The sequence below is a fragment of the Nodosilinea sp. FACHB-141 genome, from assembly GCF_014696135.1.
GTDB lineage: Bacteria > Cyanobacteriota > Cyanobacteriia > Phormidesmidales > Phormidesmidaceae > Nodosilinea.
On record NZ_JACJPP010000007.1, the window covers coordinates 539,120 to 553,910 of the forward strand.

A 14,791-nucleotide genomic window follows, 5' to 3' on the forward strand; every position below is an offset into this window, starting at 1 on the left:
TTAACTCGTCCTACCCATTCACCTGATCCCTTACGGCCCGACCTGAAACTCTGGATAGGCCTCCATCGCGTGCTCGCCCAGATCAAGGCCTTGAATTTCCTCGGCTTCAGATACGCGAATGCCCACAGTGGCCCGCAACGTCAGCCAACACAGGAGGCTAAACGTGACGGTAAACGCCCCCACCGCCGCAATCCCCAACAGCTGCACCAGCAATTGCTGAATGCCGCCTCCCATAAACAAGCCGGCTAAGGGCCCATCACCGCCATACCAAGAGTAGCTACCAGGGCCAACGCTAAACAGCCCCAGCGCAACGGTACCCCACGTGCCACAGACTAGATGCACCGACACAGCGCCTACTGGGTCATCAATTTTCAAGCTGTCCAGCAATGTCACTGAAAAGACAACAATCACCCCTCCCACCAGACCAATGAGTGCTGCACTGCCCAGGTTAACGTAGGCGCAGGAGGCGGTAACAGACACTAGACCCGCCAGCACCCCATTGATGATCATTGATAGGTCGGGCTTGCTGAGGTAAATCCACGAGGTGACGGTAGCAGCTAATCCCCCCAGGGCACCAGCGATGTTGGTGGTCACGACAATATGGCTGATGGGTAAGGGGTCGGCAGCCATGGTGGAGCCGGGGTTGAAGCCAAACCAACCCAGCCACAAAATCAGGCAACCCAGAGCAGAAATGCTCAGATTGTGCCCCGGCATGGCAACCGGACGAGCCTGAAAGCGCCCCAGCCGTGGCCCCAGCAAAATAGCTCCAATCAGCGCGGCCCAGCCACCAACTGTGTGCACCACGGTAGAGCCGGCAAAATCGTAAAAGCCCAAATTAGCGAGCATGCCGTCGCCCCACACCCAGTGGCCGGTGATTGGGTACAACAACCCCACCAGCAGCAGGCTAAAAATAAAGAAGGCTAAGAATTTGATGCGCTCCGCCACGGCCCCAGACACAATAGTGGCCGCTGTACCCGCAAAGGCTAGCTGAAAGAAAAATTTGGCATTTAGCGGTACCCCAGCCCAGGCCAAGGCACTATAGGTGCCTCGGTAGGCATCGCCAACAGCGGGGCTGTTGTCGGCTCCTTGCAGCAAAAAACCAGACGTGCCAAATAGAGGGTTGCCGTCACCAAACATGAGTCCAAAGCCGACCACCCAAAAGGCCAGGGTTGAAAGACCGAACACAATCAGATTTTTGGCCAACAGGTTGACGGCGTTTTTGCTGCGGCAAAAGCCGGTTTCGAGCATGCAAAACCCGGCGTTCATAAAGAAGATTAAAAAGCTGGTCAACAGCACCCAGGCTGTGTCTAGCGCCACCTTGAGGTCGGCCGTAGTAGCGCTTTGGGCAAAAGCAGCCGGACAGAAAATCAGCAAGCTCCCTAGAGCCACCCAGGGTATATAGCGCCACCGTCCCCCTGGCCTGCTCAACGGGTGCAAAGGTTGCTTCAAGGCTCGTTGTGGTTGCTGCAACATAACGATCACGTGTCTCCCAATCGGCTCTCTGCTAATAAGCCCATAGGTTGCCACGAATTACAGTTCATGGTGCAAGTTTTTATACTTCCTGAGGGCAAGCCATGGGGCGATCGCCTTTATCTGCGGCGAGTCTCAATCGTTATGTGGTGCTACATACCCTCTCTGCATAGTTTAAGTGAAATCCCGTAGAAGCCTTGATTTTTTGGTGGAGTTACGCAAGCGCAAAAGAGAGGATCTAGCCGAGGCTTCTGAAAAAGCCTGATTGGTAGAACGCTATTGCTGCACTAAGTCTAGAAACCGGACTGCTGCTTGGTTAGCCCACAAGCAGGTGCTATATCAGCCTGTGGGCGACAGCACCTTAGCCAGGGCTAAACTCAGCTCTGGAAACTGGGGTGACTGTAAAATGGCCTCTCCCTGTAGCACCTGAGCTTCATACAACCCGTCTACTAGAGTGAGTACAGTCACCTTTGCCTTCGCTGGGTCTACAATCCAGTATTCTGGAATGCCTCGGACCGCATACTCCGATCGCTTGTAGCGGTAGTCGCGGTCTTCATTGGCTTTGCCCGGCGAAACTACCTCAACCACCAGCAAAGGGGCAGGCATGTCTTCAGTGATGGTGCTGCGGCCCGTGTCTTCTAACAGCGCCGCCAAGTCTACGCCCAACACCAGCAAATCCGGAATCCGCACTCGTCCGGATACCACGACTTCGGTATCCATGCGGCGCAACCAGTGGAAGGGCACGATTTGCAAAAACCGTTGTAATAAAAACAACGAGATCAGCACATTTCGCGGACTCTCTGGTGGCATCTCAATCACTTCCCCATCCACAAACTCACAGAGAGAATCTGAGTCTGTTTCCAGACTGAAGAAATCGGCCAGAGAGAGCTTAGTGGCAACCATCAATAACTCCGGGCAACCGTAGGGTGAGCACTGCCCACCAATAGGGGATTAGTTTGTGCCCCATCCCCTTACCTCCAATTTTACTCGTCTGCCTCTGGCTCGTAGGTGGAGGCGATCGCGAGTTCCTTGAGCTGCGATTCGTCTACACCAGAGGGAGCCTGGGTGAGCAGACAGCGGGCCTGCTGGGTCTTGGGGAAGGCGATCGCATCGCGGATCGACTCCTCGCCCGCCATCAGCATGACGATGCGATCGAGCCCGTAAGCAATGCCGCCGTGGGGCGGGGTGCCATACTCAAAGGCTTCGAGCAAAAAGCCAAACTTGTCGTGGGCTTCTTCGGTAGTCAGGCCAATTGTTTCAAACACTTGGCTCTGCACCTCGGGCTGGTAGATGCGCAGGCTGCCGCCGCCAATTTCATAGCCGTTGAGCACCATGTCGTAGGCCACGGCGCGAGCAGATTTGAGGTCGCCCACGTCGTCGGGGTGGGGAGCGGTGAAGGGGTGGTGCAGAGCCTCTAGCCGCTGCTGGTCGGCGTTCCACTCAAACATAGGAAAGTCGGTGACCCACAACAGGTTGAGGCTATCTGTGGGAATTAGATCCATCTCGCGGGCGATCGCCTGGCGCAATCGATCCAGGGTGGCATTCACCATCGCGGTTGGCCCCGCCCCAAACAGAAGCAGCGTGCCTTCGGTGGCTCCGGTGCGGCGCAGCAGTTCTGCCATTTGCTCAGGGCCGAGGTTGTCTTTAATCGCCCCAATGGTGTCCACCGCACCGTCGGCCCTTACCCGCACATAAGCTAGGCCCTTGGCCCCAGCATCGGCAGCGATCTTAAACAGGTCGCCACCGGGCTTAATGCGCACGTTGGAGATCTGGTCGTTGCCGTTGGGGATGGGTAGCACCTTGACGATGCCGCCGTCGGCTACCGCGCCAGAAAATACTTTAAAGCCGCAGTCTTTCACCAGGTCAGACACATCTACCAGCTCCAGGCCGTAGCGGGTGTCGGGCTTGTCGCTGCCGTAGCGATCCATCGCCTCGGCATAGGTGAGCCTCGGGAAGGGGCGGGGAATTTCAACGCCTTTTACAGCCTTAAAAATATGGGCTACCAGAGCTTCATTCAGCGCTAGAATCTCGTCCTGGGTCATGAAGCTCATTTCCATATCGAGCTGGGTGAACTCGGGCTGGCGATCGGCGCGCAGGTCTTCGTCGCGGAAGCAACGAGCGATCTGGTAGTAGCGATCGACTCCCGACACCATCAGCAGCTGCTTGAAGAGCTGGGGCGACTGGGGCAAGGCGTAAAACTCGCCAGGGTTGACCCGCGAGGGCACCAGGTAATCGCGCGCCCCTTCTGGAGTGGAGCGGGTGAGAATGGGGGTTTCGACTTCGTAGAAGCCCTCCTGGTCTTCGAGAAATCGGCGAATGGCTTTGGTGACTTCGTGGCGAATGCGCAGGTTCTGGGCCATGCGATCGCGCCGCAAATCTAAATACCGATAGCGCAGCCGCAGGTCTTCGCGCACGGTTTCCGAATCGGCGGTGGAGACCTGAAACGGCAGCGGTTTGCGCACCGCGTTCAGTAGCTCGATGGTGTCGGCGTAGATCTCAATTTCACCCGTGGGCAGCTTGGGGTTCACAGAGCCCTCCTGGCGCTGGCTGACCCGCCCCTGAATTTTGACCACATACTCGTTGCGCAGCGGGTCAGCTTGGGGATAGGAAGCCGGAGTACGTTCTGGATCGCTGACAATTTGCACGACGCCAGTGCGATCGCGCAGATCAATAAAAATAACGCCCCCATGGTCGCGGCGGCGATCGACCCAGCCGAACAGGGTAACGGTGCTGCCAATGTCGCTGGCCCGCAGGGTGCCGCAGTAGTGGGTGCGCATAGTGAACTGCTTATATTTCAAATTTCAAAACCTTCCCATTATCTAGGATAGTGGGTGAGCTTGAAAGCTATTTTTTTCAACCAATTCCTGACAAAATTCTCATCTGCACCCCTAGCCCTATTGAGGCCGCTGCACCGACAATTTGGAGCCGGGGTCGCTGTTGTTATCAGGAGCGTAAAGCTATGGTCTGGGTGCGATGCGGGCAGCAAAGCATTGCCGATGTGGAGGCGATCGTATTTGATAAAGACGGCACCCTGGCCGACTCCCTGAAGCTGTTGCACCACACTGCCCTGGCGCGGGCAGAGACCTGTGCTAGGGCCGCAGGATTTGGAGATGCGTTAATTCCGGCTCTTTTAGACTGTTTTGGCGTGTCTGCCAGCGGCATCGACCCCGATGGGCTAATGGCGGCGGGCACCCGCGAGGCCAACAAGCAGGGGGCCGTAGCTGTGTTAGCGCAGGCTGGCTATCCTCCACAGAAGGCGACGGAGCTAGTGGCAGAATGCTTCGCGGCGGTTAACGCCAAGCGCAAGGGCAAGGCCGCCTACACCCCACCCTTTGAAGGCACCGCCGCAATGCTAGAGCGAATGCACCACAGTCCCTTAAAAATCGGGGTGTTGTCATCCGATAGCCCAGCCTTTGTCGAAGAATTTTTGACCCATTATGAGCTGCTGCCCTGGGTAGATGCGTGGCAGGGTACTAGGCCAGAGGATCCGCCTAAGCCCGATCCAACGCTGCTGGGGGTAGTGTGCGATCGCCTTCAAGTCTCAGTCGCGCACACCCTGGTCGTTGGCGATAGCTGGGCCGATCTAGCATTGGCAGAACAGGCTCAAGCAGCAGGATTCATTTCTGTCTCAGAACCCTGGGGGCGATCGCCCGTTGTAGGAGCTAGCCTGGTATTAGCGCACTGGGATGATTTGGCCGTGCTAGCTGTTGGTTCCCCAGATTTCGAAATTTAACAATGCCTTGACCTTGCAAAATGGAGGCAAAAACGATGGTGTCGTGGGTTTTAAAGGAATGGCAGGTGGCTGTGACGGCACTGCTACAAGGCGAAACCATTCTGCTGCTGCGCAAGGGTGGCATTCGCGAGGCTAAAGGACAGTTTTCGCTGGCGGCCCGGCAGGTGCTGCTGCTGCCCACCGTCGAGCATCAAAAAGCGGCCCTGCTGAAGGATGCCTTTCGGCCCCTGATGACAGAGGAAGCCGATCACGACGACCAGGTTCGGTTTGACGGGTGGGCGACCATTACCCACGCCCTGCCCCTCACTGCTGAAGCAGAGGTGGCGGCTCTGCTACCCTACCTGGTATGGAACGAGCAATTTGTGGCAGAGCGGCTCAACTGGCAGCCCGATCGCCCGCTCTACGGGCTGTTGCTAAGGGCCTACCGTTTTCAGCAGCCGTTGCTGCTGCCTCGTCACAAGGGCTACAGCGGCTGCCGCTCCTGGGTGGAGGTCGGCCAGGAGGTGGGAGTGGAGAATAGCACTCCAGCTCTTGCGGAGGCAGATTATCAGCAGCAGGTTGAGGCTATTTTGGCGCATCTGCCTGCGATAACTCCGAGCCTGGCAGAATAGGCGTAATCATGGCTTCTAGAGCGCTTTGCAGGTCGGCAGTGAGCTGGGCAACGGCCTGTTTGCGATTGGTTTTGTAGTCGGGCCAGCGATCGCTCACCGAGATCGGCTCCCCCACCGTGAGCACCGCTCGCTGTGGCCCCAGCTTGGGCCGTGGAAAGGAGTTTTTGCCTTGAATTAAGCACACCGTGTCGCGCAAAATCATCACCGTTTCGGCAAAGCGCTCGGCGGAGGGTCGCTGGCGCACGTATTGGCCCGTAACAGCGATAAAGCTCTCCACCAAGCGCATGTGCCACATGCGGAGGGAGGCTTCTTCGGCCTCGCGATTGGCTAGCCCCATCTCCACTGCTGAAAGTCGCGGGTTGCCCACAACGTCTTGGCGAAAGATATGCTCCCACCCGGCTTGCTCAATGCGGCGACAGCGGTCAATGGTGCTGCCTTTGGGCAGGAGCTGAAAGTAGGTTTCGGCCACCTGTAGGGCCGCATTCATTAGGGCTTCGAGGCGACTGCTCAGGGCGTTAGTTGGGGGCACGGCATCGGGGCGATTGCTGGAGTCAACCGCAGGAATCGCCACACGATACACCCGGCGGTAATAATTTTCTAAGAGGGTGAGCAGACGCTCCCCCAGATTAGAGAGCCGACGATAGCGCTGCTCGATGGCGGTTTTAGAGGTGTCGCCGGGCGGGTAGAGATGCTGTCGGGGAGCCAGACTAGTCTCCTGTTCTAGGCGATCGAGCCAGCGATCAAGTTCGCGCCAGGGCGGTGTGATGTAGCGATAGGAGATGCCCAGGGGGGCGATCGCCATCTGCTCCGCTCGTCCCTGGTTGTGCAGATCATCTACGCACCAAAAGGCCATCTGGGCTACCCCCGGCTCTAGAGGGCTGACAATTTCGGTGTGGCCATTGTTGCCGCCCTCGGGGGCAGCGGCGAGGGGAAACTGACCATTGGCCAGCAGCTGGCGAGCCGATCGCAGCCCCTGGCGATCGACCTTGCCCCGTTGGATGGGGGTGCCGCCCAATTTGGCGTAGAGCTTGCCGACCCAAGCACCAGCCCAAAGGGGAATGCCACGATCGTAGATGAAGTGCACGTGAACCGGGCGCTTGAGCTCGACACCTAATTCTCGGGCTCGCTGGGGTACCGTGTACCACAGCAAATGGCCTATGCAAAATGAGTCGAGCGGGCTGGGATGGCGAAAGGCCAGTAGAAACCGGGTTTCTCCGGCATCAAATGCTTTGTACAACTGCACCAGCCCTTCGGCGTTGACCACCTCTACGTGCTGAACTTGTTCTCGCCAGCGCATCCAGTAGGGCAGCCCCAGGCGCACCAGGGCTAGCACCCGAGTATCCAGCGCGGGGGGAATAAAGCTCAACGGCGGCTGAGCACGGGTGGAGGGGTTCACGGGTTTAGCCCCCGGCCAGAGCATTAATGAATACCCCGATGATATAGCAGAGCAGCGCCAAACTCCGTTGGTGCTGGTAGCGGATTAAAGCTCATCAGTGGAATTGCGGAGAAACTATAAAGCTTTTATAAGCAACCCTAGCCCTGGCATTGTGCCTACCGTAGAAACCCAGTTTAATGGCAAGAGCCAAACCCGACCGGGCGAGGCGCTTGAGGAAAATCGTCACGTGTGGTTATCACAGTCCCTAAGGAGTTTCTCTACAACGCCCAACGTTACCTGTTGAACTTTGGGCCGGTGCATAAGCCAGGTACACCACAACCATGTCCCTTCCAAACAAGGCTACGGCCCAGGCTGCGGTTGGTGGATGACCTGTTCTAGAGACGTAGTTAGCGGTAAAACGACGGTTTGTTATGGTTTCCTCCCCCTTCTTTTCTGCCAACTCAGATCAGCGATCTAGCACTACACCCAAAGGTTCAAGTGGTGGCGCGATTCGCGAAGCGACCCCAACGGGAATCGCCTCACCCCCCTGGCTGCTAGATACGCTCTTTCGCAACATGAGCTATGACCTTGAGCAAGTGGCCGATATTATCGACCCCATTCTGACAGCCCAAAACCACTGCTACCGCACCGATTGGTATGTGCAGGGCATTGTGGCCGACGATCGCGCCTTTCTCAGCACCAACATCAACGCCGAGCGCGCCATTGAGGTCACCCCGTGTGGCACCCGCTGGTTGCTGGGGCAGGGCCGTTGCTGCGCCGTGGCCATGTCCCGGCCGGGAATTGCCGACTGCCATGCGGCGCTCAACTTTGACTCCCTGCGAGGCTTCTTTCTCACCGACCTGGGCAGCGATGGGGGCACCTGGGTGAACGGACGCCGCCTGGCCCCGGCCCAGCGCCACTACCTGCAAGACGGCGACTTGGTGAAGTTGGGCAGTCTGCGGTTTGAGTTTTTGCAGCAGCGCTGCGACCAATCGGTGTGGTACGACGCTTAATAGCGCTGGTAGCGCATGCCCGGCAGCTGGGTGACTAGACCCATCAGCTCTAGCTGCACGAGGGTGGCCAGCACCTCCCCAGTGGGCTGGGCCAGTTGCTGCACCAGGCCGTCGAGGGAAATGGGTTCGCTAGTAATGGTGGCCAGTACCTGGGCCATGGTGGGGGATAGGGGCGGTGTCACCGGAGGACTTACCGGCGGGCGATCGCCCTTTCCAGTCAAAGCGCTGCCCGCCGATTCACCATTGCTAATTTGGGGCATCTGTCCGAGAGCGGCGATCAGCGTCATGTCGTTCAAAATCATCTGGGCGCCCTGATTGATCAGCCCCAAGCAGCCCTCGCTGTTGAGGTTATCTAGCGACCCCGGCACCGCAAACACATCGCGGCCATAGTCATTGGCCAACTGCGCCGTAATCAGTGCTCCCGATCGCGCCGGAGCCTCGGTCACTACCACCGCTCGACTGAGCCCGGCAATGATGCGGTTGCGGCGGGGAAAGTGGGCGCGATCGGGGGGTGTGCCGTTGGGGTGCTCACTGAGCAGCAGACCATGGCGGGCAATGCGATCGTGCAGATCGCGGTTGCCCAGGGGGTAAACCTGATCAACCCCCGTTCCCAGCACCGCAATGGTGAGACCATGGCTGTCTAGGGTCTGCTGGTGGGCGTAGCGATCGACCCCCTTAGCCAACCCCGAGACTACGATCACATCGTGGGCCACCAGTTGCTGGGTCAGGCGGCGGGTCCAGCGCTGACCGTAGTCTGAGGGGTTGCGAGTGCCCACCACCCCAACCGATGGCACCAAGTGCAGAGCACCCGCCAGCTCCGGCTGCCCCCGATAAAACAGCAGCGGCGGCGGATCAGTAATTTCGTAGAGCAGGGCCGGGTACTCTGCATCTGCTGGAGTCCAAAAATTGGGATGCTGTTGTTCGTAGCTGGCTAGTAGCTCTAGCGGAGAAACCGTCTGCCGATACTCCACCAGTTTGGATCCCGTCCCTAGGCCAATGCCTTCCACTTCCAGCAGAGCTGCTCCCTCAGCATGCCAGGCGGCAGATAGGGTGCCAAAGTGGCTGCACAGTCGCTTCAACAAAATTGGGCCCAGGCCATGAGCCTGGGCCCAGGCTAGCCAATACGCTCGTTCTGCCATGCTGGACGGGGGTTAAAATCTCCCGCTCAGTATGCCCGCATCGTGCTGCAAGCCCTACCGACGCGCCCTGGGTAAACGCTGGGTGCCGCTGCGCCTAAAGAGACTGCCCAGGGGCAGCCGTCTCGGGTTGAGCTGTCGCAGGGGTGCCGGCAGTTCTAAGGTGGTGGTGGGCTCACCCCCAGGCGTCATCCACCATGCGTTGATGGTGCCTCCGGCAAAACCGGCCACTGCCCCCAGCAAAATGCTGGGCACCACGCCATAGCCCAGCAGCAAGAATATAAATAGAAAGGCCAGCCAAATTTTTAGCGCTGGTGGAATAATTTTGTCGGCCACCGGTACATCCTCTTTGGGGCGCTAGTGAGGCTAGGCAAGTGCCTATGCCCCTACTATAGCGGCTATTTGCTGGGGCACCGCTTGGGTCGTATCGATCGCCTGCACCAGCGGCTGCTCGACCTCAGTAAAGGGCTCCATGTGCTGGCGTTGAAGCACCGCTACAGTCGCATCAGCAATATCCCCCGCGCGATCGCGCACCCGCTGCTCCAATACCTCAAGGGGAGCCGTGCAGTGCAGAATGCTCACCGGCAGTTCCGCCTGCTGAATGGTCTCAATTGCGGTTTGGCGCAAAGCTTGGCGATCGTACTTGGCGTCGAGAATCACTGGGTAGCCGGTCTGAGCCAGGGCAATGCCAAGGGTGAGGAGGCGATCGTAAGTCTTCTCCGTCATCTCTGGGGTGTAGAGGCTGTCATCGCCCCGCTGGTCTAAGGGCACCCCGGCCAGGTGCTTGCGCACCGCATCGCTGCGCAGGTGAATGGCATTGATGTGACTAGCCAACTGCCGAGCGGTGGTGGACTTGCCCGAGCCAGACAGCCCGGCCATTATGTAGATTGCACCGCTGCGGGGTTGGCACACCGACCAGGCGAGGCGGTAGTAGCCAGCCGCCGTCTCAGCCGCTTGCTGCTTGGTCGCTTCATCCACTGACGGATCGCCGAGCAAAAATGAGGTCACCTTGGCTCGCACGTAGGCCTGGCGGCTAATGTACAGGGGCAGCAGCTGCACCCCTTCCCAGTCGCCGGTGCGCTCTACGTAGTGATTCAAAAACACCGTGGCCAGTGTGGCGCAGTCCTTAGATAGCAAATCCATCACCACAAAGCCGACGTCGTACATCACATCGACGTAGCGAAAGGGCTCGTTAAACTCAATGCAGTCAAAGAGATAGAGCTGCCCTTGCCAGCGACACAGATTATTGAGGTGCAGGTCGCCGTGGCAGGCGCGAATCCAGTTTTGTTCAACCCGCCGTTCAAACAGATCGCCATGGGCCGCGAAGAAAGAGTCGGTGTAGGTCTTGGTCTCATCGAACTGGGTTTGGGTCTGAGGGCCGCCGATAAAGCCAGTGGTTTGCTGGTAGTTTTCGTCAAAGGCCTGGCGAATCTGCTCTACCGCACCAAAGGTGCGAATGTGGTCATTGGTTTCGGCCCCCAGGTGAAAGTCAGCCACGGCCGTTGCTAGCTCTGCCATCAGGGATTCGGTGAGTTCGCCGCGATCGAACAGGGCGCTCAGCAGCGTATCCTGCGGGAACTGCACCATTTTGACGGCATACTCCACGGTCGTGCCGCTGCCGAGGTGATAGGTCTCTCCGGTTTGGCCCAGAGCGACTACTTCTAAGTAAAGCGCCCCGGCCCCCCGCTGGTTAAGCCGCAGCTCTTCTTGGCAAAAGTGATGCCGCTTTTCCAGGGTGGAATAGTCTAGAAAGCCAAAATTTACCGGCTTTTTCACCTTGTAGGCGTAGTCACCAGTCAGCAGCACATAGGACACGTGGGTTTGCAGCAGCCGAATGGGCTCAACTACCGGGTGGGGATAAAACTCCGGCTGACTCATCTGCTGAATCAACTCGGGAAGTGCAAAATCGGCCATACTCTACCTGCCAAAAACTGCCTAACGCTACAAAGGGGCCAGGAATGTGTTTCCTAGCCCCTAGGGATTAAAACCTGCCGTATTAGCAAGTCTATTCTGCCGCCGCTTCGTCCTCGGTTTCGCCGTCAGCCATGCGGCCCTGAAGCACTGTAGCAATGGTTTGAGTTTGGTCGCCAGCTACCACAGCGCCCTCGGGGAGCACCAGGTCAGCCACGGTGAGTGAGTCACCCACAGCCAGCCCAGACACATCCACCTCAATTACCTCGGGGATGTCGATAGCCTTGCACTTGACCGTAACTTCGTTGATCTCAGTGTTGAGCACACCGCCCTCGTCTTTCACACCTGTGGGCTCCCCCACAAAGTTGAGCGCTACGCCCACTTCCACAAAATCCTGGGCCTTAACGGCAAAAAAGCTGAGGTGGTACACGATTTTCTTCCAGGGGTGAGCCTGAACTTCCCGCAGCAGAGCCTTGCCATTCCAGGGCATATCTGGAATTTTGAGGTCAATCATGGTGTTGTTGACCGCAGCCTTGCGCAGCAGCAGGTCAGCATCTTTTTGGTTGACAGTCAGCGACACCGACTCAGTGCCCTGGTGGCCGTAAAGGACTACCGGCAGCAGCCCTTCACGGCGCAGGGCGTTAGGCTTGGCCTTTGCATCGCGCGATTTGCACTCAATAGTCAGTTCCATGGAAAATCCCCCCGTTAAAAATAAATTCAAAAAACAAACTTGCCAAGCCCTAGGCTACCTGGGACTCGCCATTCTCGTAGAGCAGCGCCCGTTTCGGCCCGTGAATGGGGTCCTCTACGATGATAGTCTGGTCGCGGCTGGCCCCAAGCGACACGATCGCGATCGGGACCTCCATCAACTCCGCCAAAAACTTGAGATAGTCTAGGGCAGCTTTGGGCAGGTCGCTCAGCGATCGGCAGTGGTCAGTGGGCTGTTTCCAGCCGGGCATGGTTTTGTAGATGGGCTTGCAGCGGCCAAAGGCCTCGGCACTGGCCGGCAGCTCTTCGCAGCGCTCGCCGTCCAGTTCGTAGGCCACGCACACCTCAATCTCATCCACATCGTCGAGCACATCGAGCTTGGTGACAGCGAGGCAGTCGAGGCCGTTGATGCGCACCGCATAACGACCAATCACGGCATCAAACCAGCCGCAGCGGCGGCGACGACCGGTGGTGGTGCCAAACTCGGCACCGCGATCGCAGAGCAACTCACCCATGTCACCGGTCAGCTCGGTGGGGAAGGGGCCTTCCCCAACGCGAGTGGTGTAGGCCTTAGCCACCCCAATCACCCGGTCAATCACCGTGGGGCCAATGCCGGTGCCAATGCAGGCCCCCCCCGCCACCGGGTTAGAGGAGGTAACGTAGGGATAAGTGCCGTGGTCGAGGTCGAGTAAAGTGCCCTGGGCCCCTTCAAACAGCACGTTTTTGCGCTGGCGAATGGCTTGATAGACATGGAGGGAACTGTCAATAATGTGGGGCCGCAGCCGCTCAGCATACTCAATGTATTCGTCAATCACCGCCGCTGGATCGAGGGGGGCGAGATCGTACAACTTTTCGAGAATGCCGTTTTTGTACTGAATCGTCCACTCCAGCTGCTTGCGGAGGCGGGCGTAGTCCATCAGGTCAATGACGCGGATGCCAATGCGCTCAGACTTGTCGGCGTAAGTAGGGCCAATGCCGCGCTTGGTGGTGCCGATCTTATGGTTGCCCCGGCGCTCCTCCGACGCCTGATCGATCAGGCGGTGATAGGGCATGGTGACGTGGGCCGCGTTGGAAATGAAGAGGTTTTTAGTGGAAATTCCTAGCTCGACCAGCTTGTCGAGTTCGCCAATTAGAGCCTTAGGGTCAATAACGGTGCCGCTGCCGATAACGCACTCAGTATCGGGGTAGAGAATACCGGAGGGAATCAGGTGCAGCTTGAAGGTTTGATCTTTAACAACGACGGTGTGACCGGCGTTGACCCCACCCTGGTAGCGCACAACTACGTCTGCCGAACGACTCAGCAAATCGGTAATCTTGCCCTTACCTTCGTCGCCCCACTGGGCCCCAATTACTACAACGTTTGCCAAGGGAATTCAGGCTCTAAAGTTCACACAAATTCCCATTATCACTAGGTAAATGTAATTGTGTCAACTTCAAGATCTTGTGACTCTGACTAAAGGTAACGCTACCTAGAGCCCGAACCCTTAGCAAATTAAATGTGTTTAACCTTATACCCAATGAGTGAAATATGCGATAGAACAGGGGAATATCTAGTTTACATTTCTTTAGATTTTTCAAAGACTCGCGATGGTATTGGCACAGCCTCTCTGCAGGGGTTAAGTCGGCTCTGAGAGGCCATTGCGAGCCCAGCCCATCTATAAAAGCTGCACTACAAAAGCTTCATTAAGGCGGAGGTTGCCGTGAGTCTATATGCTGAACTACACCGTCATCTAGGCGGTTCTGTTGTACCCCGAGTCCTGTGGCGCTATTTTGAGCGCAATCGCCCCGATCTGTCGGGCCAGTTTGCTGATTACCCAGCGTTTGAGCAGTTTTACACCCGTCCCCGGAATACTCTTGCGGAGTATCTAGAGCTGCATACCCTCGTCGAGAGTGTGCAAACCTACGAGGCCTTACCCTACTTCATCTATCGCCTGATTCGGGGTGCCTACATTTTTGAAAACCTGGCCTACTTAGAGCTGCGCTATACCCCCTACCTGCGCACCCCTGAGCATTTGACCCAGAACCAGCGCATTGAGGCGATGGCCGAGATTGTAGAAATTGTCGGGCGAGCCAGCCAGCAGCCTGAGTATCCCATTGTGACCAAGCAGATTCTCTGTATGCACTCGCGGCTGCCCCACGAGGTGAACCAGGCAATTGTGGAACTGGCGGGGCAATATCCCGAATATGTGTGTGCGGTCGATGTGGCGGGCGGTGACGCGAAGTACGGCGATCGCATCGACGAGTTTACCCAGCTCTACCAGCGCGCCCAGGATCTAGGCCTCAAAACCACCGGCCACCTCTACGAAACCGTCGATGGCGACCATCCCAAATTGCTGCCCTACCTGATGCGCATTGGCCACGGCATTCAAATTCCGCTGCGGCACCCGGAGCTACTGCCTGAGGTAGCGGCGCGGGGGCAGTGCCTGGAGGTGTGCCCCACCACCTACCTCAAGACCGGCACCCTAGACGAAATCAGCCAGCTCAAAGTCGTGTTCGATCGCTGCTTTGAGGCCGGGGTCGATATTGCTATCTGCACCGACAACGCCGGGCTGCACAACGTGCGCCTGCCCTTTGAGTACGAAAACCTGCTCACCCACGACGTCATCGGCTTTGAGGAGCTGCAAGCTTGCCAGGAAGCGGCCTTTCGCCACGCCTTCGCCTGGCCTCACAGCCAGCCCCCCTCCACGCTGCTGACCGACATGCTGCAAGTGCCGCCCGTCAGCCCCCTACCCACTAGGGAGTTGGCTGAGAGGGGCTCGCTGTCTTAACAGGCCTGTTCTAAACTAAGGTTGCACCGGTTTTGGTCGCATTTCTGGCAATGCTGCTGGGGCTGG

General features: G+C 57.8%; 13 protein-coding genes. 4 read left to right on the forward strand and 9 right to left on the reverse strand.

What is annotated here, in order from left to right; all coding sequences use genetic code 11:
* Nucleotides 1-30: 30 nt before the first annotated feature.
* From H6F59_RS05880 to aspS, 3 genes are all read right to left on the reverse strand, one after another.
* The gene (locus H6F59_RS05880; RefSeq protein WP_190696344.1) at nucleotides 31-1,473 is read right to left on the reverse strand and encodes an ammonium transporter; all 1,443 of its coding nucleotides are present in this window, start codon (nucleotides 1,471-1,473) and stop codon (nucleotides 31-33) included.
* A 336-nt stretch (nucleotides 1,474-1,809) separates the two neighbouring features.
* The gene (locus H6F59_RS05885) at nucleotides 1,810-2,373 is read right to left on the reverse strand and encodes a Uma2 family endonuclease (RefSeq protein WP_190696346.1); all 564 of its coding nucleotides are present in this window, start codon (nucleotides 2,371-2,373) and stop codon (nucleotides 1,810-1,812) included.
* A gap of 80 nt (nucleotides 2,374-2,453) precedes the next feature.
* Nucleotides 2,454-4,247 carry an aspartate--tRNA ligase gene (gene aspS, locus H6F59_RS05890; RefSeq protein ID WP_190697218.1) on the reverse strand — a complete coding sequence of 598 codons (1,794 nt, stop codon included), beginning with the start codon at nucleotides 4,245-4,247 and terminating at the stop codon, nucleotides 2,454-2,456.
* A gap of 182 nt (nucleotides 4,248-4,429) precedes the next feature.
* On the opposite strand from aspS, the gene H6F59_RS05895 reads away from it, so the two are divergent.
* Together H6F59_RS05895 and H6F59_RS05900 are read left to right on the forward strand one after the other, a co-directional pair.
* Complete coding sequence (locus tag H6F59_RS05895) at nucleotides 4,430-5,203, forward strand: HAD family hydrolase (RefSeq protein ID WP_190696348.1); 774 nt, start codon at nucleotides 4,430-4,432, stop codon at nucleotides 5,201-5,203.
* 20 nt (nucleotides 5,204-5,223) lie between these two features.
* Entirely contained in the window at nucleotides 5,224-5,814 is a 591-nt protein-coding gene (locus H6F59_RS05900; RefSeq protein WP_190696350.1) for a DUF1802 family protein, read from the forward strand.
* Here the strand turns inward: H6F59_RS05900 and H6F59_RS05905 are convergent.
* A complete protein-coding gene (locus H6F59_RS05905) occupies nucleotides 5,768-7,210 on the reverse strand; it encodes a 1-acyl-sn-glycerol-3-phosphate acyltransferase (RefSeq protein ID WP_313887125.1) in 1,443 nt (480 codons plus the stop codon). The two genes, H6F59_RS05900 and H6F59_RS05905, sit on opposite strands and share 47 nt — an antisense overlap.
* 410 nt (nucleotides 7,211-7,620) lie before the next feature.
* On the opposite strand from H6F59_RS05905, the gene H6F59_RS05910 reads away from it, so the two are divergent.
* The gene (locus H6F59_RS05910; RefSeq protein WP_190518705.1) at nucleotides 7,621-8,202 is read left to right on the forward strand and encodes an FHA domain-containing protein; all 582 of its coding nucleotides are present in this window, start codon (nucleotides 7,621-7,623) and stop codon (nucleotides 8,200-8,202) included.
* On the opposite strand, the gene dprA is transcribed toward H6F59_RS05910, so the two are convergent.
* From dprA to H6F59_RS05935, 5 genes are all read right to left on the reverse strand, one after another.
* Nucleotides 8,199-9,341, reverse strand: coding sequence for a DNA-processing protein DprA (gene dprA, locus H6F59_RS05915; RefSeq protein ID WP_190696355.1), 1,143 nt, complete (start codon nucleotides 9,339-9,341; stop codon nucleotides 8,199-8,201). The genes H6F59_RS05910 and dprA overlap by 4 nt on opposite strands.
* A 54-nt stretch (nucleotides 9,342-9,395) precedes the next feature.
* The gene (locus H6F59_RS05920) at nucleotides 9,396-9,674 is read right to left on the reverse strand and encodes a hypothetical protein (RefSeq protein WP_190696358.1); all 279 of its coding nucleotides are present in this window, start codon (nucleotides 9,672-9,674) and stop codon (nucleotides 9,396-9,398) included.
* Nucleotides 9,675-9,716: 42 nt separating this feature from the next.
* On the reverse strand, nucleotides 9,717-11,252 hold the full coding sequence (locus tag H6F59_RS05925) for a bifunctional aminoglycoside phosphotransferase/ATP-binding protein (protein ID WP_190696362.1): 1,536 nt from the start codon (nucleotides 11,250-11,252) through the stop codon (nucleotides 9,717-9,719).
* A gap of 91 nt (nucleotides 11,253-11,343) precedes the next feature.
* Nucleotides 11,344-11,940 carry a 50S ribosomal protein L25/general stress protein Ctc gene (locus tag H6F59_RS05930; protein WP_190696365.1) on the reverse strand — a complete coding sequence of 199 codons (597 nt, stop codon included), beginning with the start codon at nucleotides 11,938-11,940 and terminating at the stop codon, nucleotides 11,344-11,346.
* Nucleotides 11,941-11,989: 49 nt separating this feature from the next.
* The gene (locus tag H6F59_RS05935; protein ID WP_190696369.1) at nucleotides 11,990-13,324 is read right to left on the reverse strand and encodes an adenylosuccinate synthase; all 1,335 of its coding nucleotides are present in this window, start codon (nucleotides 13,322-13,324) and stop codon (nucleotides 11,990-11,992) included.
* A gap of 333 nt (nucleotides 13,325-13,657) precedes the next feature.
* Between H6F59_RS05935 and H6F59_RS05940 the strand changes: the two genes are divergently transcribed.
* Nucleotides 13,658-14,725: an adenosine deaminase gene (locus H6F59_RS05940; protein ID WP_190518690.1), complete on the forward strand. Its 1,068-nt coding sequence runs from the start codon at nucleotides 13,658-13,660 to the stop codon at nucleotides 14,723-14,725.
* Nucleotides 14,726-14,791 lie beyond the last annotated feature (66 nt).

Coding starts and splice junctions, on each gene's coding strand:
- H6F59_RS05930 (WP_190696365.1), bottom strand. CDS start 11,940: ATGGAACTGACTATTGAGTGCAAATCGCGCGATGCAAAGGCCAAGCCT.
- dprA (WP_190696355.1), bottom strand. CDS start 9,341: ATGGCAGAACGAGCGTATTGGCTAGCCTGGGCCCAGGCTCATGGCCTG.
- aspS (WP_190697218.1), bottom strand. CDS start 4,247: ATGCGCACCCACTACTGCGGCACCCTGCGGGCCAGCGACATTGGCAGC.
- H6F59_RS05900 (WP_190696350.1), top strand. CDS start 5,224: ATGGAGGCAAAAACGATGGTGTCGTGGGTTTTAAAGGAATGGCAGGTG.
- H6F59_RS05910 (WP_190518705.1), top strand. CDS start 7,621: ATGGTTTCCTCCCCCTTCTTTTCTGCCAACTCAGATCAGCGATCTAGC.
- H6F59_RS05925 (WP_190696362.1), bottom strand. CDS start 11,252: ATGGCCGATTTTGCACTTCCCGAGTTGATTCAGCAGATGAGTCAGCCG.
- H6F59_RS05880 (WP_190696344.1), bottom strand. CDS start 1,473: ATGTTGCAGCAACCACAACGAGCCTTGAAGCAACCTTTGCACCCGTTG.
- H6F59_RS05895 (WP_190696348.1), top strand. CDS start 4,430: ATGGTCTGGGTGCGATGCGGGCAGCAAAGCATTGCCGATGTGGAGGCG.
- H6F59_RS05885 (WP_190696346.1), bottom strand. CDS start 2,373: ATGGTTGCCACTAAGCTCTCTCTGGCCGATTTCTTCAGTCTGGAAACA.